Origin of the sequence: Bradyrhizobium sp. 1 (assembly GCF_023073315.1) — a bacterium.
GTDB lineage: Bacteria > Pseudomonadota > Alphaproteobacteria > Rhizobiales > Xanthobacteraceae > Bradyrhizobium.
The window spans coordinates 345,771-364,867 of the sequence record NZ_JADPJH010000028.1; the positions used below are offsets into that span (position 1 = coordinate 345,771).

At 65.6% G+C, this 19,097-nt stretch carries 18 protein-coding genes; 17 read left to right on the forward strand and 1 reads right to left on the reverse strand.

What is annotated here, in order from left to right; genetic code table 11:
* Positions 1-2: 2 nt before the first annotated feature.
* Positions 3-287 carry a TonB-dependent receptor plug domain-containing protein gene (locus tag IVB29_RS24100; protein WP_247505886.1) on the forward strand — a complete coding sequence of 95 codons (285 nt, stop codon included), beginning with the start codon at positions 3-5 and terminating at the stop codon, positions 285-287.
* 19 nt (positions 288-306) lie between these two features.
* Here IVB29_RS24100 and IVB29_RS24105 read toward each other — a convergent pair whose 3' ends face one another.
* Positions 307-1,623 (reverse strand): alpha/beta hydrolase-fold protein, encoded by a 1,317-nt coding sequence (locus IVB29_RS24105; RefSeq protein ID WP_247505887.1) that lies wholly within the window; start codon positions 1,621-1,623, stop codon positions 307-309.
* Between the two features lie 258 nt (positions 1,624-1,881).
* On the opposite strand from IVB29_RS24105, the gene blaBJP reads away from it, so the two are divergent.
* The 16 genes from blaBJP to IVB29_RS24185 all read left to right on the forward strand — a co-directional run bounded on the left by blaBJP (position 1,882) and on the right by IVB29_RS24185 (position 19,090).
* Positions 1,882-2,766, forward strand: coding sequence for a BJP family subclass B3 metallo-beta-lactamase (blaBJP, locus tag IVB29_RS24110; protein WP_247505888.1), 885 nt, complete (start codon positions 1,882-1,884; stop codon positions 2,764-2,766).
* Positions 2,767-3,067: 301 nt separating this feature from the next.
* Positions 3,068-5,083, forward strand: coding sequence for an EAL domain-containing protein (locus IVB29_RS24115; protein ID WP_247505889.1), 2,016 nt, complete (start codon positions 3,068-3,070; stop codon positions 5,081-5,083).
* A 240-nt stretch (positions 5,084-5,323) separates the two neighbouring features.
* The gene (locus IVB29_RS24120; RefSeq protein WP_247505890.1) at positions 5,324-6,106 is read left to right on the forward strand and encodes a response regulator transcription factor; all 783 of its coding nucleotides are present in this window, start codon (positions 5,324-5,326) and stop codon (positions 6,104-6,106) included.
* A 244-nt stretch (positions 6,107-6,350) separates the two neighbouring features.
* Positions 6,351-6,719, forward strand: a complete 369-nt coding sequence (locus tag IVB29_RS24125) for a hypothetical protein (RefSeq protein ID WP_247505891.1) — start codon at positions 6,351-6,353, stop codon at positions 6,717-6,719.
* A 36-nt stretch (positions 6,720-6,755) separates the two neighbouring features.
* On the forward strand, positions 6,756-8,273 hold the full coding sequence (locus IVB29_RS24130) for a phage tail sheath subtilisin-like domain-containing protein (protein ID WP_247505892.1): 1,518 nt from the start codon (positions 6,756-6,758) through the stop codon (positions 8,271-8,273).
* A gap of 25 nt (positions 8,274-8,298) precedes the next feature.
* On the forward strand, positions 8,299-8,823 hold the full coding sequence (locus IVB29_RS24135; RefSeq protein ID WP_247505893.1) for a phage tail protein: 525 nt from the start codon (positions 8,299-8,301) through the stop codon (positions 8,821-8,823).
* An 8-nt stretch (positions 8,824-8,831) separates the two neighbouring features.
* Entirely contained in the window at positions 8,832-9,542 is a 711-nt protein-coding gene (locus tag IVB29_RS24140) for a hypothetical protein (protein WP_247505894.1), read from the forward strand.
* Positions 9,539-10,183, forward strand: coding sequence for a hypothetical protein (locus IVB29_RS24145; RefSeq protein WP_247505895.1), 645 nt, complete (start codon positions 9,539-9,541; stop codon positions 10,181-10,183). The genes IVB29_RS24140 and IVB29_RS24145 overlap by 4 nt, the downstream gene beginning before the upstream one ends.
* Positions 10,180-11,529, forward strand: coding sequence for a DUF4255 domain-containing protein (locus IVB29_RS24150; RefSeq protein WP_247505896.1), 1,350 nt, complete (start codon positions 10,180-10,182; stop codon positions 11,527-11,529). The genes IVB29_RS24145 and IVB29_RS24150 overlap by 4 nt, the downstream gene beginning before the upstream one ends.
* Positions 11,526-13,499, forward strand: a complete 1,974-nt coding sequence (locus tag IVB29_RS24155) for an ATP-binding protein (RefSeq protein WP_247505897.1) — start codon at positions 11,526-11,528, stop codon at positions 13,497-13,499. The genes IVB29_RS24150 and IVB29_RS24155 overlap by 4 nt, the downstream gene beginning before the upstream one ends.
* A 226-nt stretch (positions 13,500-13,725) precedes the next feature.
* Complete coding sequence (locus tag IVB29_RS24160; RefSeq protein ID WP_247505898.1) at positions 13,726-16,083, forward strand: DUF4157 domain-containing protein; 2,358 nt, start codon at positions 13,726-13,728, stop codon at positions 16,081-16,083.
* 1 nt (position 16,084) lies between these two features.
* On the forward strand, positions 16,085-16,750 hold the full coding sequence (locus tag IVB29_RS24165; RefSeq protein ID WP_247505899.1) for a hypothetical protein: 666 nt from the start codon (positions 16,085-16,087) through the stop codon (positions 16,748-16,750).
* A gap of 11 nt (positions 16,751-16,761) precedes the next feature.
* Positions 16,762-17,112: a Base plate wedge protein 53 gene (locus IVB29_RS24170; protein WP_247505900.1), complete on the forward strand. Its 351-nt coding sequence runs from the start codon at positions 16,762-16,764 to the stop codon at positions 17,110-17,112.
* Positions 17,113-17,126: 14 nt separating this feature from the next.
* Positions 17,127-18,257: a hypothetical protein gene (locus IVB29_RS24175; protein WP_247505901.1), complete on the forward strand. Its 1,131-nt coding sequence runs from the start codon at positions 17,127-17,129 to the stop codon at positions 18,255-18,257.
* Positions 18,254-18,766 carry a phage baseplate assembly protein V gene (locus IVB29_RS24180; protein WP_247505902.1) on the forward strand — a complete coding sequence of 171 codons (513 nt, stop codon included), beginning with the start codon at positions 18,254-18,256 and terminating at the stop codon, positions 18,764-18,766. The genes IVB29_RS24175 and IVB29_RS24180 overlap by 4 nt, the downstream gene beginning before the upstream one ends.
* Positions 18,767-18,775: 9 nt before the next feature.
* Positions 18,776-19,090 (forward strand): hypothetical protein, encoded by a 315-nt coding sequence (locus IVB29_RS24185; protein WP_247505903.1) that lies wholly within the window; start codon positions 18,776-18,778, stop codon positions 19,088-19,090.
* Positions 19,091-19,097 lie beyond the last annotated feature (7 nt).

The following is a 19,097-nucleotide window of genomic DNA, read 5'->3' on the forward strand; positions in this document are numbered from 1 at the left end:
GCATGTCCGCAATATCATTGCGACTGGTCGTGATCGCCGCCCTCTGCGTCTCGCAAGGCGCCATTGCGGCGTCCAAGAAGCGGCCGCACCATACGCCCGCGACGGCGCCCGCCACCGATCCGGCCGCGCCCTACAAGGCTGATCGGCTCTCATCCTCGCGCGGCGAGACGATCCTCAACACACCCGGCCAGACCACCGTGCTGACGCGGCAAGTCCTCGACGACATGAACGCGACCAGCCTGCGGGACGCCATGCGCTCAACCGCCGGTGTGACGATCGGGCGCTAGTTGCCTCCTGCACTTGCGCTCACGGAATTGGATACCCCTTCCAGACCCACTCCAGCGCCGACGGCAGCGTCTGCGCGATCGTCGGACGGTCGACATGCTTGGCGTTGCGCACGAACAGGAACTGGTAGTGGTAGCCCTTCTCCGCCAGCACCTTTGCCATTAGCGCATTCGACAAGGTCCAGTCGTGCATGCCGTCGGGAATGGTGGGGTTCGGATAGAACAGATCCTGGTCGCCACCGAAGAACCAGAAGCGGATCGGCTTCACCGGCGCGGCGACGATCAGCGGCACGCCGGGCGGCTCGGCCGGTGTCAGCACGCCTGCCTTCGAAATGAGATTGGGCGTGGCCGGCCCCGTCCAGGCACTGTGATATTCCCACGCGCCACCGCGCAGTGACGGATCGTGCGGCCATTGCTGGTTGACCATGGTCGGTGAGAACGCCAGCACGCGGTGATAGAGATCGGGATAGAACCACGCCATGGTGAAAGCTGCCGCGCCGCTCGAGCTCAGCCCCATGGTCGCGCGCCCGTCGGGATTTTTTGTGAGCCTGACGCCCGCATTCTGCTCGACCAGCGGCAGTACCTCGCGCTCGACGAACTGCGCGTAGATACCTGACACGGCATCATATTCGCGCCCGCGCTGAGCGCCCTGCGCATCCTGACCGCCATTGCCGATCTGGATCGCAATCATCGGCGGCACGCGGCGCTGCGCGATCAGATTGTCGAGCGTGGCTGGGAGATCCTTGTAGGCGGCCGAACCGCCGTCACCGACCACGATGAACGGCGCCTCGGTGCCGGCTACATATTGCGCAGGCACGTAGACGTCGATGGTGCGGGACCAGATGCCGGGATGGCTGGTGGTGACGATCATGTTCGACTTGTCGTCCGGCGCAGTCACGGTCGTCATGATCGAGGAGTTGGTGCAGCCGGCGACGTCGTCGCGGATCAGGCCGGGATTGTAGATCGTGCTGTCCTTCGACGATAGCGTGAAGGACTTCGTCGTCCCGCGCGGCACGCCTTCCTTCGCAATGGTCTCCGGCGCCGGATTGTGGGTGGGACCGATGATGAAATTGCCTTCCGCACCCAGCGGCGGCAACGTTCCATCAGGCAGCTCAGTCGCGCGCGGATAGTTCGGATTGGAGGGATCACGCGTCGGCGGCGCCGTCTTGAAGTCGAGGCCCGTCGTGTCGATGAAGAACGGCGCGGCCTTGTCGGCCGTGTTGGCGCCGGGCGGAACGGCCATGTTCTGGGTCACGCAGGCCGGCTGCGACAGCGCGACTGAAGTGAAGGAGACGACGGAAATCAGCGTCCCCGCAAGGACGGACAATGAATTGGTCATTTCAGCTCCCGGTGCTGGCGAGTCTTTCCGGCCCGCCTTGACGCAAAGTATGGCGGGCCGCCTGCGCGCGGTCAAACGCCCACCGGCTGCTTTGCTGCGATAGCCGCCATGCTCAAACCGGACAGGGGCCGTTATTCCGCGCATGCCGCAAAACTTTGAGCGCATCAGGCCGTTGCTGCCGGACCTTGCACGACGTAGCTTGCGCCGCGCGAAAGTCGCGCCCGGTCAAAACGACAAGAACAATTGGGGAGGCAAACAATGAGAAAATTCACGGCCGCGCTGTGCGCGTTGATGCTGTTCGGAACGGCTGCGCAGGCGCAGACCGTCAAGGACTTCCTGGCGGCGGTCACCAAGAAATGGACCACGCCGTTCGAACCGTTCCAGCTCATCGGCAACATCTATTATGTCGGCACGGACGGCATCGCCGTCTACATCATCAAGACCTCGCAGGGCCTGATCCTGATGGATACGGCGCTTCCAGAGTCGACCGGCATGATCAAGGACAACATCACAAAGCTCGGATTCAAGGTCGCCGATATCAAATACATCCTCAACACGCATGCGCATTTCGACCACACCGGCGGCTTCGCCGAGATCAAGAAGGAGACCGGCGCGCAGCTCATAGCGGGCGAGCGCGACAAGCCACTGTTGGAAGGCGGCTACTATCCCGGCGACGAAAAGAACGAGGATCTTGCCTTCCCCGCAGTGAAGGTCGATCGCGCCGTGAAGGAAGGCGACAAGGTCACGCTCGGCGACACCACGCTGACGGCGCACGCCACGCCCGGCCACTCGCCGGGCTGCACCAGTTGGGAAATGACCGTCAAGGACGGTAGCCAGGATCGCGAGGTGCTGTTTTTCTGTAGCGGCACGGTGGCCCTGAACCGGCTCGTCGGCCAGCCGACGCATGCCGGCATCGTCGACGACTATCGCGCGACCTATGCCAAGGTGAAGGCCATGAAGATCGACGTGCTGCTCGGACCGCACCCCGAAGTCTATGGCATGCAGGCCAAGCGCGCAGAGATGAAGGACGGCGCGCCGAACCCGTTCGTCAAGCCGGGCGAACTCGCGACCTACGCAGCCAGCCTGTCGGAGGATTTCGACAAGCAGCTCGCCAAGCAGACCGCCGCACTCGAGAAGAAATAGCGGCGATCAGATGCTGCGCACCACCGCTCCCCGGCAGGGAGCGGTGGTGCGGCAATCGGCTGCGCCAATGCGCATGGTTAGCAGAACGTAGCTGCGGTGATTACGGGCCGTTCGTGCCTGAGGTGCACGCTGCTGCCGCCGGACATCCTTAACGGGACCTCACCAATGCACGCGGCCGGAAAATCGCGCGGTAGCGTGCAACCTGCGCTGGCCTTTCCGCGCGGAACGCGTCTAACGCGCCCTTTACCCCCGCCGTGCAAGATCGCCCCCGTTCTTGAAGGGATCCGGGGCGCGTATTGCAATGCCTGTCGCGAATTTGAAGTCTCACCTCGCCACCGCGATGCGGCTGTTCCGCGTGCCGACAGATCCGGATCTGACGCGCGCGCAGTTCGACGCCTTCTCCAAGCAGATCCCGCTGCTCTACTTCATTCTGATGAGCAACACGATCGCCGTCGCCTATACCTATGTGAACGTGGCGCCGGACTGGCTGACGATGATCGTGCCGAGCGTGCTGACCGTGGCTGCAGCGCTTCGGACCTTCTGGTGGCTGCGCCAGCGTCATCTCGTGCGTAGCGACGCCGATATCCTGCGCAATCTGCGCGCCACCAACTGGATGACGTTGCCGATCGGCGCAGGCTTCACCGCCTGGTCGTTCGCGCTCTACCCTTACGGCGATCCCTTCGCCAAGAGCCAGGTCGCTTTCTACATGGCCGTGACCGTGATCGGATGCATCTTCTCGCTGATGCATCTGCGCTCGGCGGCGCTGATCGTGACGCTGGTCGTCGATGTGCCCTATGTGCTGTTCTTCTGGGCCACCGGCGAGCCGACGTTGAAGGCGATCGCGGTCAACAATCTGCTGGTCTCGGGCGCGATGGTGACGGTGCTGTTCATCTATTATCGCGACTTCGCCGACCTCGTCGCCAGTCGCAAATCGCTGCTGGCGCAGCAGGCGGCTACCCAGGCGCTTTCGGACGAGAACTTCCGCCTCGCCAATCTCGATTCCCTCACCGAGCTGCCGAACCGCCGCCGCTTCTTCGCCGAACTGTCGAGCGCCTTCGCCGATGCCGAGCGCAGGAGCGTTCGCGTCGCGGTCGGCATCATCGACCTCGACGGCTTCAAGCCGATCAACGACAATTACGGTCACTCGGTCGGCGACCGTGTCCTGATCGAGGCGGGCCGGCGCATCCGCGAAGTCTGCGAGGGCTTTGGCCCGCAGCGGGTCGAGTTCGCTCGGCTCGGCGGCGACGAGTTCGGCCTCGTCGTCTGCGGCGATCCCGACGACACGGATCTGCTCCGGCTCGGCGAGCGCATCGGCGACCAGGTCAAGCTTTCCTACCAGGTCGACACGGCTCACACCGGGCTGTCCTGCTCGACCGGCTTCGCATTATTCCCGCAATCGGCAACGACGGCGGAAGCACTCTATGAATGCGCCGACTATTCGCTCTACCACGCCAAGCGCCATCTGCGCGGCCGCACCGTGATCTTCTCGACCGAACTCGAGGCCGAGATCCGCAGCCGCGGCGTCATCGAGAACCTGCTGCGCATCGCCGATTTCAGCACCGAGATGGACCTGGTGTTCCAGCCGATCGTGGACGCCATGAGCGAGCATACCGCCGGCTTCGAGGTTCTGGCGCGCTGGCACAGCTCCCGACTCGGCCTGGTGTCCCCGGCGGACTTCATCCCGGCCGCCGAGCGCATCGGCCTGATCCGGCCGCTGACGCAGGCGCTGCTGGTTCGCGCGCTCGCGACGGCGAAGACCTGGCCCGACCACATCCGCCTGTCGTTCAACCTCTCCGCACACGACGTCTGCTCGGCGGAGGGCATCCTGCCGCTGATCACCATCGTCGAGAAGAGCGGGCTGCCGCCGCACCGGATCGATTTCGAGATCACCGAGACCGCCGTCACGTTCGATTTCGTGCGCGCACAGCAGTCGATCGCCGCGTTGAAGGCGATGGGCTGCGGCATCTCGCTGGACGATTTCGGTACCGGCTATTCCTCGCTGAGCCACGTGCACCGGCTGCCGCTCGACAAGCTCAAGATCGACCGCAGCTTCGTCGCGGACATCAACGACAATCCGGTCAGCCACAAGATCATCAAATCGCTCACCGGCCTGTGCGACGACATGGAGATCGCCTGCGTCGTCGAGGGCGTCGAGACCCGCGCCCAGCTCGACAGCCTTCGCCGGCTCGGTTGCGACTACATCCAGGGCTATTATTTCGCAAAGCCCATGCCGGGCGACGCGATTGGGGGCTATCTCGCAAAAGAACGCCTGCGCCTCGGCGGCGCCGCGACGCCTGCCGCCAAGGTGGTCGCCTGAGGCGAGCAGCCCTGAGCATATCGCCGGACAGTTGTACTCATCTCTGTCAACTCGACCGCTTCACATGCGTCGAAATGCCCCGACAACACCGCCTGTGATGTGGATGCTTGTCAGGGGCATCAAAAAGCGCGATACTCAATTTCAAGGGGAAAGATACTAAAGATACAACTTTTTGATCTTGGTGACTTTCAACTGGGCGCGGCGGCAAACACGGTTGTAAGTTGGCAATCGGAGGCAGGCATGTCGTCCAATACGTCGTTCCCGGCAGGGCAGCTCGCTCCGCCGCGTTTCCACCTTGCCATTGCACATGAAGCACGAACGCCCACGGTGCCGGATAGCGGTGGTGTCGTGCCGATCCACCTGTTTATCCTCAGCGACGTGCGGCTGCTCTGCGAAGGCCTGAACTCGTGTCTGGCACGGCAGGAATGCTTACGCATCACCGGCCACGGCGATCTCGCGACCCCGCCGGAGCAGATCGTTGACAGCGGTGCAAAGGTGCTGCTGGTCGATATCGCGACGTCGCGCGGCTTGCAGCAATCGGTAGCCTGCCGCGCGCTGTCGCCGGCTCTGAAGGTCGTCGCCATCGCGGTCGCCGAGGTCGAGCAGGACATCCTCGCCTGCGCAGAGGCCGGGGTATCCGGCTTCGTGCTGCGCGACGGCTCGATCAATGATGTCGTCGCCGCCATCCACAATGCGATGCGCGACGAGCTGGTATGCTCGCCCAAGGTCGCTGCCGCCCTGTTCGGCCGGCTCGCATTGCTCTCCGCCCAGACGGTCGCGCGAGAACCCGCCGCCGGCGTCGACACGCTGACGCCGCGCGAGCACGAAATCATCCGCTTCGTCGGTGAGGGCCTGTCGAACAAGGAGATTGCGCGAGCCCTGCGGATCCGCAATTCGACCGTCAAGAACCACATGCACAACGTGCTCAGCAAATTGCAGATCCGCCGCCGCGGCGAGATCAGCAAGCATCTGCACGCGGCCGGCGCGCCGGCGCCCGCATCGTCGCGGGCCCAGCCTCGCTAGACCCTTCGGCCTAGATCCTCTGGTCCGGCGCGGGCCGGCATCCCGCACCACTGCGGATCGCTGCGACACGCCGCGTCGCCGTTCGCGACATTCTCATTGCCGCGCCGCGCACCTGGTCCGGACCATCACCTGCATCCTCGCTGAACCCTTTGGCTCAATCGCGCCGCCGCGTCCTGTGCAAGGCTCGTCACAAAGGTGGCCATTGCGACAGAGACGCATCCTCATTGCAGGATTTCCGAGGCTGATGACCGATATTCTGGAGCATGTTGTCGCGAAAGATCCGGCATTGTCCGTGGTCGGCATGAGCGACGGCGCCAATTTGACAACGGAAGCCCGTCGCACCCGCGCCGACGTCATCGTGGTGGCACAGAAGGCCCCGGACGAGCGCGACAGCCTGGCAAGTCTTTTGCGCAGCCGGCCGCGGATGAAGGTCGTGACCATCGTCGCGAGCGGCGACAGCGGTACGCTCTACGAACTACGCCCGCATCGCACTGCCATCACCGAGATCACGACGCAATCGCTGTCGGAGGCGATCCGCGATCCGCCCGGACCCAGGCGCAAGCCGCGCCAACGGCGCGCGCGAAGGCCAGGCAAGACCAACGTTGCGATCTGACCGAGCGAGACAGACCGCCAAATCACAGGAGCCGACATGCCCTCAGCCCTTCTGCAACCCGGCGTCTATATCGAGGAGACCCCCAGCGGCGTGCGTTCGATCTCGGGCGTGGCAACGTCGATCGCGCTGTTCATCGGCTGGGCGCCGCGCGGCCCCACCGACCGCGCCGTACGCATATCGAGCTTCGCCGACTATGAGCGCGCCTATGGCGGGCTCGACCGCCGTGCCCATCTCGGTTACGCCGTGCGCCAGTTCTTCGACAATGGCGGCAGCGACGCCTACATCGTGCGGATTGCGCTGTTCAATTCGGGAACGCCCGCCAACGACGCGAAGGTCGCGAGCTGCGCGATCAACGATCTCGGCATCCAGGCCAATTCGCCGGGCCTGTGGGCCAATTCCTACAGCGTCACGCTGACGCTGCGCGCCGACGACAACACCCGCTTCCGGCTCGACGTGATCGGCCCGTCGCCCAGCACCAACATCGTGGAGACGTTCCAGGATCTGTCGATGAACAAGGCCGATCCACGCTGGGCGCCGAATGTCGTCAACGGCCGCTCCGCCTTCATGGACAAGCTGACCACGGCATCGACCAACGTACCGGGCCCAGCGACGAAGCCGTTTACGGGCGGCCTCGACGGCACGGTCCTTCTCGCCAATGACGGCTCCTTCGTCAACGCGATCGATCCGCTGTTTGCGACCGGCGGAACCGTCGATCGCATCGACCTGTTCAACCTCGTCTGCGTCCCCGGTCTCACCAACATCGCGGCAAACCAAGCCGCGCTGGCCCAGTTGCAAAAGCGTTGCCACGCCCGGCGCGCCTTCCTGATCGTCGACAGCCTCCAGAACGAGACAGTCGCCAACATGAGCGGCAGCGCGGGCGAGGCCGGCCTGACCGGCCCAGACGGCAATTTCTCCGCCCTGTACTACCCCTGGGTGATGCAACCCGACCCGCTGCAATCCGGCGTCGTGCGCGACTTTCCACCTTGCGGCTTCGTCGCCGGCGTCTACGCCCGGACCGACGCCACGCGCGGGGTCTGGAAAGCGCCGGCCGGCACCGATGCCGGCGTCAATGGCGGTGTCGCCTTCGCGCTAACCCTGAGCGATGCCGAGAACGGCCAGCTCAATCCGATCGGCGTCAATTGCCTGCGCACACTGCCGGTCTACGGCAACGTGGTCTGGGGCGCGCGCACGCTGCACGGCCAGAACGACCGCGGCTCGGAATGGAAATACGTGCCGGTGCGGCGTATGGCGCTGTTCCTGGAGGAGAGCCTCTACCGCGGTACGCAATGGGTGGTGTTCGAGCCCAATGACGAGCCGCTCTGGGCGCAGATCAGGCTCAACATCGGCGCCTTCATGCAGGGGTTATTCCGGCAGGGCGCGTTCCAGGGCCGTTCGCCGCGCGAGGCCTATTTCGTCAAGTGCGACCGCGAGAGCACGACACAGGCCGACATCAATCTCGGCATCGTCAACATCATCGTCGGCTTCGCGCCGCTGAAGCCCGCCGAGTTCGTCGTCATCAAGATCCAGCAGATCGCCGGCGACATCCCAACCTGAGGCAAAGAACACTTGAGGCAAGCAAATGGCACAATTCTCGGTCAATCCGCAGCGCTTCGATCCCTACAAGAACTTCAAGTTCCGGGTGAAATGGGACGGCCGCTACGTCGCCGGCATCAGCAAGGTGTCGGCATTGAAGCGCACCACCGAAGTGGTCGAGCACCGCGAGGGCGGCGATCCCTCCACGGGGCGCAAATCACCCGGCCGCAGCAAGTTCGAGGCAATCACGCTGGACCGCGGCGTCACTCACGACACCGAATTCGAGAAATGGGCCAATAAGGTCTGGCATTTCGGTGCGGGCCTCGGCGTCGAGGTCTCACTGAAGGATTTCCGCAAGGACATCATTCTCGAGGTCTACAACGAAGCCGGGCAAGTCGCGCTCGCCTATAAGATCTTCCGCTGCTGGGTCTCGGAGTACCAGTCGCTGCCCGATCTCGACGCCAACGCCAATGCGGTGGCGATCCAGCACATCAAGCTGGAGAACGAGGGCTGGGAGCGCGACGAGGCCGTCGCCGAGCCGTCGGAGCCTGCCTTCAGCGATCCGGCCTGAGGCAGCGCATGCACTCCGCCGCAGCACGACGCGAACAGGATATTTTGGCGCTGTGGGACCGGGCCGCCGGTCGCGCGCGGCGCCAGCGCGACGATGCCTTGCTTGCGGCGGCCGGCGCGGCGGCGACGGACTCGATCGGCGCCGGCAATGCAGCGCTCCTTTCCTTGCGCACGCGTTTGTTCGGCGCGCCCTGGCGGCTGCGCGCCGCCTGTCCCATCTGCCACACCGACTGCGAGTTCATGGCCGACAGCGCAGTGCTCGCGGACGGACTTGCACCACCGACTGATGGCGCACCGTGCCGCATCGCGATCGGTGGCCGCGAGCTGATGCTGCGTCTGCCGGTTCTGTCCGATCTCGCCGGCCTCGCCGCGGCTTCCGACTCCGCGGCTGCGGCCCGGTTATTGCTCGCGCGCTGCCTCGGCGATTCGTCGGCGATACCGCTTGATCAGGACACACTCAACAAGATCGAGTCCGAGCTCGAACGTTGTGATCCCGGCGCGGTCCTCGCCTTCACGCTAGACTGCCCCGATTGCGGTCACGCCTGGCAGGCCGTGATCGATATCGCGCCGGCGCTCTGGGCCGAAGTGCAGGCGGCGGCCGAGCGCAGCCTGCTCGAAGTCGACGCGCTCGCGCGCGAATATGGCTGGAGCGAAGCCGAGGTGCTGGCGCTGCCGCATGTCCGCCGCGCCGCCTATCTGCAACTCGCGGGCGCGTCATGACGGGCCTCCTGCAAAAGCTCGCGCGCCTCGGTCGCGGCGAAGCGATCGCAGGCGCGGCACGCGTTGCGCTGCCGCCGCGTTTTGCTGGTCCGCCCCGGACGGACGATGCGCCGGCGCGCGAGACATGGCCGGATGAAGGGCAGCCGGCGGCGTCACCGCAAGCGGCGATGCCGGACGCGACCAATGCCGATGATCCCGTCACGGAGGCACAAGCGCCGCAGCCCAAACGGGCCGAGCCTGGTCAAGAGAAGGCTCCCCTACGCCTTACGGCGAAAATTGCCGCTGCTCTGCCCCGTCAACCGAACGACACGTCGTCGATATCGCTTGGCGATGCCGCTCCGCCCGTCGCTTCGCGCGATCCGCAGCGCATGACGAATCCGCTCAATATGGCCGTGCAAGATGCACCGCAGTCGAGAAACGGGGCCGCAATATCGCCCGCGCCCCCGCTCAGCCAGGCCGTGCTCGCCAGCCAGGCGCAGCGTCGGCACGAGATGCCACCCGTGATCAAGGTGACGATCGACCGCATCGACATTCGCTCATCGGAGCCGCCGCGTGCCGCCCGCACCACAAGACCTGCTCCAAAGCCGTCGGTATCGCTGTCCGACTATCTCCGCCGCCCGGGACCGGGAGGCCGCGCATGAGCTCACCGCTTGCGATCGGCGCGGTCAGCGCGGTACTGCGCAACCTGCTCGACAACGGGCTGATCGAGGCCGGGCCCGCAGTCGGCGGTACGGTCAATGTCAGCGCCGTTGCGCCCGACACGATCGACCTCACCAGCGCCGAGGAACTGCCACGGCTCAATCTGTTCCTGCATCAGGTGACGCCCAACGCGGGCTGGCGCAACCAAGCCTTGCCGTCGCGATCCTCGAGCAGCGGCGAGCGCCTGACCAATGCACCGCTCGCACTCGACTTGCACTATCTGCTCACGGCCTATGCCCGGGTCGATTGCCAGGCCGAGATCCTGCTCGGCTACGGCATGCATCTGTTGCACGAGCGCCCGGTGCTCGACCGCGCTGCCGTGCAGCGCGCGCTCAATCCAAATCCGCTCGACATCGCGATGCTGCCGCCGGCGTTCCAGGCGCTCGCCGCCGCCGACCTCGCCGACCAGGCCGAGCTGATCAAGATCACGCCGGCCGTGATGGGGCCGGAGGAGATGTCAAAACTGTGGGCGGCGATCCAGTCGCATTATCGACCGTCAGCTGCCTATGTCGTGTCGGTGGTGCTGATCGAGGCCACCAGGCCCGCGGTCTCGCCGCTGCCGGTGCTGTCGCGCGGGATCGTCGATCCCGTGACCAAGCGCGACCGCGGCGTCGTCGTCAATCCGGATCTGCTGCCGCCGCTGCCGACGCTGTTTGCGGCAACCCCGCAGAAGAACCAGGCGGGCGCACGGCTCGGCGAGCCCGTGGTTCTCACCGGCATCCGCCTCAGCGGCGGCAATTTTCATGTGCGGCTCGCACACCCGCTGTTTCCGGTTCCTTTTGAGCTGGTGCCGGGCCTACCCAATGACGACGGCACCGAGCTCACCGTGACGCTGCCGAACGATGCCGCCGCGCAGGCCACGCTCACACCGGGACAATGGAGCCTCACGCTGCGCTTGCTGCCGGCGGGCGAAGCCAACGAACGCGAGACCAATGCGGTGGCGCTGATCATCGCGCCCGCCCTGGTCATTGCCGCCGATGCTCCGCTTTCGCTGCCTGCGGCGACCGTGCTGCGCAAGACTGCGCCGCTGCGCGTCACGGCCACCCTGTTCTCGCGTCCGCGAGTGCAGCCGCGGCAGCGCGCCAGACTTGTGCTCGGCACGGTCGAAGCCGCCGCCAATCCGCGCACTGCTGCCACGGATCCGCTGGTATTCGACTTCGCCCCGACCCTCCCCGCCGGCGCCTATCCGGCGCGGCTGCGTGTCGACGGCGTCGACAGCCTGCTGCTCGATCTCAGCGGCGACGCACCGGCCTTCGACGCCTCGCAGACCCTGGTCGTGCCGCCATGAACATGCACGACAGACCGCAAGCGCGAACCGAGCTCGATTGGGCGAGCCGCAACCAGCAATGGCTGGCGGCACAGCTTTCGATGCTGCGCCTGCGCCTCGCGCGGCAATTGGGTGAGACGTCAGCAAACGCCGATCCGGCTCTGCCGGACTGCGACGATGATTTCGAGCCCGCGCTCGATACACTGACAAAGCTGTTCGGCCTGTCGCCATTCGAACGCGAGGTCGTTCTGCTTGCGGCCGGTGTCGAGCTCGACAGCGCACTGCGCCGCCTCGTCAGTGAGGCGATGGCACAAACGCCCGACGCTGTCCCGAGCATGCGGCCGACACTCAATTTCGCCATGCAGGTCCTGGTCGGGCCGCATTGGGATGCGCTGTCGCCGCTGCGACCTTTGCGGCGCTGGTGCCTGATCGCGTGCGATGGCCGCGACGCACCGCCGCGCCGGTCGATCCAGATCGACGAGCGCGTACTACATTATCTGACCGGCGTCGCCGCCATGGATGCCCGCCTGATCCGGCTCGCCCGCTGCGAGGCCGCCGGACCGTGCGATCTCGATGCGCCACTCGCAATCACCATCGCACACGCTCTCGGCTCCGGCGCGGCGGCACTGGTCGCGCTGAATCATGCCCGCGGCGAGATCGAGCCGCAGCGCGACCTCGCGCGCGCCGCGCTCGTCGGCTTCGGTGCGAACGGCCTGTGGCTGCACGCCTGCGACCTGCCGCACGATCCGCGCGAGATCGCCGAGATGGCCTGCCTGCTCGACCGCGAGGCCGCGCTGTCTGACGCCGTCATCGTACTTGAGCTCGACCGTTCTTCTGACGCCACCGATGCCGAAACGCATGCCGTGACGATGCTCGCCCACCTGATGGGACCCGCGATCGTGCTCAACGCGCCGGAGCCGGCTCGCCTGTCGCGACTGCGGCAGCGGCGCATGCTGCGGCTCCAGGTCGCTGATGCCCCTGCGGCCGCGCGTCAGGTCGCAGCCTTGCGCGGGCTTCCGCGCGAGCAAGCCGCCACGCTCACAGCCGCGTTGCGTCCGGCACTGCGGCAGTTCAACGTCCCCGCCGCCGAGTTGCGCCTGGTGGTCACCGAGGCGCTGGCCGAGACACGAGGTGAGCCGACCCTGCTGGAACCCGCGGTATGGCAGCTCTGCCGCGCAGCGGTCCGCGGCGGGCTGGACGCTCTCGCGCAGCGGATCGACAGTCGCGTCGCCTTCGACGATCTGGTCGCACCGCCCGTCGTGATCGCGCAGCTCCGCGCCATCGCGGGCGAATTGCAGCACCGGTCGCGCGTCCATGGCGACTGGGGCTTTGCCGCGCATAACGGCCGCGGGCTCGGAACGGCCGCGCTGTTCGCGGGCGAATCCGGCACCGGCAAGACCTACGCCGCCGAGGCGATCGCCGGCGCCGCAGCGCTCGATCTCTACCGCGTCGATCTTGCCAGCGTCGTCAGCAAATATATCGGCGAGACCGAGAAGAATCTGAGCCGGTTGTTCGAGGCCGCCGAGACCAGCGGCGCGATCCTGCTGTTCGACGAGGCCGACGCGCTGTTCGGCAAGCGCAGCGAGGTGCGCGACAGCCATGACCGCTTCGCCAATATCGAGATCGCCTATCTGTTGCAGCGGATCGAGACCTATCGCGGGCTCGTCATCCTCACCACCAACATGAAGAGCGCGCTCGACCGCGCCTTCCTGCGCCGCATCCGCTACGTGATCCAGTTCCCCTACCCCGACGTCGCAGCGCGCGAAAAACTGTGGCGGATGCAATTCCCCGCCGATGCGCCGCTCGGCGAGGTCGATTTCTCGGGCCTCGCCAGGCTGCAACTGACCGGGGGCAACATCCGCGCCATTGCGCTCAACGCCGCCTTCCACGCCGCGGCCGGGGGCGGACCGATCGGGCAGGATGCGATCAATGCCGCGGTACGCGCCGAATTCTCCAAGCTCGAACGGCCACTGCCTGGAGCCGCGCCATGAAACATGCCGGCATCGAGGTCCGGATCGGACGTCTCGTCGTCGATGCGTCACGGCGCTCGGAAGCTGCAGGGCTAGCTGACGCAATCAGCGATGCCCTGCAACACAGGCTCTCCGGGCCCGCCAACGAGGCCGCACCTGCATATGCCGATGCGCCGCGCGTGGTCGCCAATCGGATCGCGACAGAGCTGACTGCAACCCCTCGCGCGGATAATTCGCGAGGCCGACCATGACCATGCATGCTGCACCTAAGGCGCTCCCGAAACAGTTCGCGCCCCCGCGCGCGCCTTCACTCGAGCTTCGCCCGAACCGCGACCGCTTCGAGACCGAAGCCGAGCACGCGGCCGGGGACGTGCTGAGATCCGGCGATCGGCCCCCTACGCTGTCGCCATTGTCACGCACCTCCCACCGGGAGGGCCGAGCTGCGCCGGCCGAAGTGTCGGAGGCCGTCGGATCGTCCGGCCTGCCGCTTGGCGGCGCGACCCGACGGACGATGGAGCGGCAGTTTCGATCCGACTTCAGCCACGTCCGTATCCATCCCGACGCGCCGGCGGCGGCCTCGGCCCGAGCGATCCAGGCGACCGCCTACACAGCCGGCGCGCATATCGTGTTCGGCCACGGTGCCTACACTCCGGAAACGCCACGCGGCCGGCACATTCTCGCACACGAGCTCGCCCATGTCGTGCAACAGCGCGGCGCGACCACACCGCCAGCCGCCGTGCAGCGGCTCGCTTGGTATGAGTCCATTGCCGTATTCTTCGGTGCCGAGGGCAATTTCGGCGAGGAGGAATTGCTCAGCTATCTCGACAAGATCACCCGAGACAACAAGCACCAAGGCAGCTTCGACAGCGACAACAAAGCGCGCGCCATCGTTCGCCGGTGGAAGGCGGGCGAGGGCAAGTTCAAGCTCACTCCGATCCAGAAGGCGCTGCTGATCCAGGAGATGCAGGACGGCCCGACGCTCGATGACGACGAGCAAGCCATTCTCGACCTGCTCGAACTGAGCGACATCGCCGCACTGCAGATCATGTTCGGTTCAGGCGATCTCAGCGTCTCCGACCTCGAATCCGATATCGACGGCGACGAGTACAAGAGTCTGAAGCGCTTTTTCGCCGCCCGCTTCCGTGGCGGCCGCGACGCCGTCGCCAAAGGTGACGTCGAGCCGCAGGGAGAGCCAGGCAAGGGAGCGCCGCTCTTCGCCTACGACGCAGCCGACGTCAAACTGCGGCTCGACGCGGCGTCCGAACCCGACCAGGTCGACAGCATTGGCGCCGAGATATTCGCGCTCGAACCGACGCTGCGGGACAAGGCGATGCAGGAGCTCGGCCAGCATCGCACCGAGCTCGGACGCAAGCTCGTCGAACTGAACGAGCAGCTCGGCGCCGCGACCGACCAGGACACGAAGATCGATCTGACGCTTCAGGTCGATGGCACGAAGAAGACGCTGGACAACTACGACCGCGTACTCCAGCAGGTCTCCCGCGATCTGGCGCTCACGACCAGCGGCAAGGATCTCTCCAAGACGGTGGCGCCGGACGCCGCACACAAAGACGAGATCAAGAAGGCGCTGAAGCCCGACGTCAACGTCGATTCCGGTGGTGTCGCGCTGTCGTTCGACAAGTCAGATGCCGGCAAGAAGAAGTACGAGGATGCGCTGCGCGACTGGCTCCCGACGATGATCCAGCGTTATTGGGACCTCACGGTCAAGGACCACGGCCCTACCGTACACGATAACCCAGGCAAGACGCACAAACTCGGCGAATTCGGGCGAATCGGCAAGGCGAGCAAAAAGGAAACCGACAAGGTTTTCGGCGACTATTACGACAAGCCGCATCCGGAACTGACGCCCGATACCGCCAAGACGCGCGGCCAGATCCACGACCAGTTCGCCGATACCGAGGCCGAGCTTGCCAAGGGAAAGGATGAAAGGGAAAAGAAAGCGAACAGGCTCGCCAAGGCGCAACGCATGATGCGCTACTTCTTCCAGGCCAACCGCCAGATCCGCGGCATCAACCGCAAGTTCAATGCCTCGCCGGAGTTCGACAAGACCGAGAAACCTCTCAATGACGAAGCCACGATCACCGACAAGCTCGCCGACGAGTTCGCCGGCAAGAATGTCGAGACGCTGAACCATATCGAGCGCGGTTGGGTCGCCTCGGCCAGCGGCGGCGAGGTCAGACTGCAGATATTCAAGAAGGCCACGCCGAAGGAGGATCGCGAATTCCTCTGGGACATGTTCCAGACGCTGATCCACGAATACATTCACACGCTGCGTGCCGACAAATACGGCGAGTTCGCCAAGACGTTCGGCCGCCAGTCCAACGAGTACAACACGTTGATCGAGGGTGTCGATTCGCTGCTCGACGAGATCGTGTGGGAGCATGTCGCGCCGCGGGTCAAGGAGCGCGAATTGCGCGAGGCGGTCGAGGGGCCGGAGATCGCCAAGCTCGAACCCATCGTGGTGCAGCCGGCCTCGCAGCGACGCTACGCCTCCTATCCCGAGGCCGTGAAGCTCGTCAACGTCGTCGGCATCCGCAATCTCTATGCCGCCTACTTCAAGGGCGACGTCGCGAAGATCGGAGGCTGACATGACCGGCCTCACGTCATCACCGAAACTCATCAAGGGCGGCCTGGTCGTGCTCGCGCCGGGACGCGGCACAGTGCGCAGGCAGATCGCGCTTCAGTACAATCCGGATACGCTGAGCCGCAGCTACCAGGTGCAGGGCACGGGCGGCGACGGTTCGGCCGGCGGGCGGGCACAGCCGTTCCGGCTGAAGGGCCCGGCGATCGAGACCATCAAACTCGATGCCGAGATCGATGCGACGGACCAACTCTCCGATCCCGATGCCCATGCCAACGCTGTCGCCTTCGGCATCGCGCCGCAGCTCGCGGTGCTCGAGGCGCTCGTCAACCCCAGCGTCGACGATCTGCTGAACGTCGCGAGCCAAGCCAATGGCGGCACGCTCGAGATCCTCCCCCCGGAGGCACCGCTCACCCTGTTCGTCTGGAGCAAGAACCGGGTCGCGCCGGTGCGCGTCGCTGAGTTCTCCATCGTCGAGGAAGCCTTCGACCCCGCGCTCAATCCGATCCGCGCAAAGGTCTCACTCGGCCTTCACGTGATGAGCACCGACGATCTCGGCTTCACCCATCGTGGCGGCACCATCTTCCTTAATTATCTGCGCAACCGCGAGACGCTCGCCGGCCTGACCGGCGGCGCGTCACTCGCCTCGCTTGGCCTTTCCAGCCTGCCCTGACGGAGCACAAGATGTCCTCGGATCCCGTCCAGATGCTGATCGATGCCGGCGCGTTTCCGGACAATACATTCGCGCCGAATAGCCGCTACCACGGCACGGCCATCGGACGATTGAAGCGCAGCGCCGACGATCCCGGCGTGGCCTATGTGCTGCGCCGCTTCATCCCGCAAGGCCGCGACATCGGCATCGCCGGCGAACACATCGTCAATGCCGGCGAGCGGCCCGACACACTCGCCTCGGCAACGCTCGGCGATCCCGAACTGTATTGGCGGGTCGCCGACGCCAATGTCGTGACCGACCCGTTCGATCTCACCGACACGCCCGGCGAGCGCGTGCAGATCCCACGTCCGAACGGGCTGTAAGGAGACCAGTCCCGATGATGCAAGGCGGCGTCCAGCTCTCGCTCCAGATCGGCCCCTCGCCGGTACCGGCGCCGCGCGAGGTGCTGGAGACGCTGACCCACGCCAAGATCGAGATCGGATCGGGCGATGCGCAGAGCGGCTTTGAGCTGACCTTCGACCTGCCGGTGCGCTCGCCATTGCGCACCATCTTCCTGCTCGCCGGCGGCGGCGCACTTCCGCCGCTGCTCCGCGTGGTGCTGATCGTCACCATCAACGGCACGGCCGAATCCATCATCGACGGCATGGTCACCAACGTCGAGACCCAGCCCGGCAGCGGCGGCGTCGGCAAGCTGGTGATCAAGGGCAAGGACATGTCGGCGCTGATGGACATCATCGAGCTGCCCGGCCTGCCCTTCCCGGCGATGCCGCCCTCGGTGCGGGTGCTCGCGATCCTCGCCAAATATGCCGCCCTCGGCGTAATCCCGATGGTGATCCCGAGCGTGCTCGACATCCCCCCGATACCGGTGCAGCAGATCCCGCAGCAGAAGGGCAGCGACTACGCCTACGTCAAGAAGCTCGCGGGCGAGGCCGGCTATGTCTTCTATCTCGAGGCCGGCCCGGCGCCCGGTGCTTCGAAGGCCTATTGGGGACCGGAGATCCGCTTCGGCGCGCCGCAAGCAGCGCTCACCACCAACATGGATGCGCTCACCAATGTCGAGGAAATCTCGTTCAACTTCGACAAGGAACGCAAGATCATGCCGATCGTGTTCTTCCAGGAGAGCAACAGCAAGGCGCCGATCCCGGTGCCGATCCCCGACATCACGCCGATGAGTCCGCCACTCGGCGCGGTGCCGCCGCTGCCGCCGAAGATCGAGAAGCTGGCCAACACCGCGCATCTGTCCGCGCCGCAGGCGCTGATGGCAGGACTTGCCTATGCGAGCCAGCACAGCGACAGCGTGTTCGGCAACGGCAAACTCGATGTTGCCAGATACGGCCGCCTGCTGAAGTCGCGGCAACTGGTCGGCGTGCGCGGCGCGGGCCTGCCGTATGACGGGCTCTATTACGTCAAGAATGTCACCCACGAGATCGAGCGCGGCTCCTACAAGCAGTCGTTCTCGCTTGCGCGCAACGCCCTGATCTCGACCGTGCCGCAGGTGCCGACATGAGCGATGCGCCTCTTTTCGGGAAATATCGCGCGGTGGTGATCAACAACATCGATCCGCTCCAGATCGGTCGCATCCAGGTGATGGTGCCCGATGTCGGCGCCGTCATCCCGACGAGTTGGGCGATGCCGTGCGTACCGACCGCAGGCATCAATGCCGGCTTCTTCGCAGTACCCGTCATCGGTGCCGGCGTCTGGATCGAGTTCGAGCGCGGCGACTCCGACTATCCGATCTGGGTCGGATGCTACTGGGGCAGCGCGGCCGAAGTGCCGGTGCTGGCGCATGCGGTGCCGCCCGGCGTGCCCGGCATCACCCTGCAAACCCCGCTGAAGAACGGCCTCACCATCAGCGACGTGCCGGGGCCGACCGGCGGCATCCTGATGCAGACCACCACCGGCGCGATGATCTCGGTCAGCGATGTCGGCATCACCATTTCCAACGGCAAGGGCGCGATCATCACCATGACCGGGCCGAGCGTCGACGTGAACCTCGGCGCGCTCACCGTGATCTAGGAGGAACACATGCCTGCTCCCGTCCTGCATCTTGGCGCCACCGTGCTGTGCAGCCATGCCGGACAGGCGATGCCGATGTCGCCGTTCCCGCGCGTGATGCTGTCCGGCCAGCCTGCGGTCAATCTCTCCAGCCCGTACGCGATTGCAGGCTGCTCGCTGACCGGCTCGGCGCCGCCCTGCGTGACCGCGCAGATGGTGGTAGGCGCGGCGCGGGTGATGATCGGCGGCGTGCCGGCCGCGACCATGATGGGGCAATCGGTCTGTACGCCGACGGGCACGCCGTTGCTGCCTGTGGTCGCGCAGATGCGCGTGCTGGCCACTTGAGGGGAGG

Bases quoted from the DNA above. Each gene is read 5' to 3' on its own strand.
- IVB29_RS24185 (WP_247505903.1), top strand. From the start codon at position 18,776: ATGCCTGCTCCCGTCCTGCATCTTGGCGCCACCGTGCTGTGCAGCCAT.
- IVB29_RS24150 (WP_247505896.1), top strand. From the start codon at position 10,180: ATGAGCTCACCGCTTGCGATCGGCGCGGTCAGCGCGGTACTGCGCAAC.
- IVB29_RS24175 (WP_247505901.1), top strand. From the start codon at position 17,127: ATGATGCAAGGCGGCGTCCAGCTCTCGCTCCAGATCGGCCCCTCGCCG.
- blaBJP (WP_247505888.1), top strand. From the start codon at position 1,882: ATGAGAAAATTCACGGCCGCGCTGTGCGCGTTGATGCTGTTCGGAACG.
- IVB29_RS24160 (WP_247505898.1), top strand. From the start codon at position 13,726: ATGACCATGCATGCTGCACCTAAGGCGCTCCCGAAACAGTTCGCGCCC.
- IVB29_RS24180 (WP_247505902.1), top strand. From the start codon at position 18,254: ATGAGCGATGCGCCTCTTTTCGGGAAATATCGCGCGGTGGTGATCAAC.
- IVB29_RS24120 (WP_247505890.1), top strand. From the start codon at position 5,324: ATGTCGTCCAATACGTCGTTCCCGGCAGGGCAGCTCGCTCCGCCGCGT.
- IVB29_RS24130 (WP_247505892.1), top strand. From the start codon at position 6,756: ATGCCCTCAGCCCTTCTGCAACCCGGCGTCTATATCGAGGAGACCCCC.
- IVB29_RS24115 (WP_247505889.1), top strand. From the start codon at position 3,068: ATGCCTGTCGCGAATTTGAAGTCTCACCTCGCCACCGCGATGCGGCTG.
- IVB29_RS24140 (WP_247505894.1), top strand. From the start codon at position 8,832: ATGCACTCCGCCGCAGCACGACGCGAACAGGATATTTTGGCGCTGTGG.
- IVB29_RS24135 (WP_247505893.1), top strand. From the start codon at position 8,299: ATGGCACAATTCTCGGTCAATCCGCAGCGCTTCGATCCCTACAAGAAC.
- IVB29_RS24125 (WP_247505891.1), top strand. From the start codon at position 6,351: ATGACCGATATTCTGGAGCATGTTGTCGCGAAAGATCCGGCATTGTCC.
- IVB29_RS24165 (WP_247505899.1), top strand. From the start codon at position 16,085: ATGACCGGCCTCACGTCATCACCGAAACTCATCAAGGGCGGCCTGGTC.
- IVB29_RS24100 (WP_247505886.1), top strand. From the start codon at position 3: ATGTCCGCAATATCATTGCGACTGGTCGTGATCGCCGCCCTCTGCGTC.
- IVB29_RS24145 (WP_247505895.1), top strand. From the start codon at position 9,539: ATGACGGGCCTCCTGCAAAAGCTCGCGCGCCTCGGTCGCGGCGAAGCG.
- IVB29_RS24105 (WP_247505887.1), bottom strand. From the start codon at position 1,623: ATGACCAATTCATTGTCCGTCCTTGCGGGGACGCTGATTTCCGTCGTC.
- IVB29_RS24170 (WP_247505900.1), top strand. From the start codon at position 16,762: ATGTCCTCGGATCCCGTCCAGATGCTGATCGATGCCGGCGCGTTTCCG.
- IVB29_RS24155 (WP_247505897.1), top strand. From the start codon at position 11,526: ATGAACATGCACGACAGACCGCAAGCGCGAACCGAGCTCGATTGGGCG.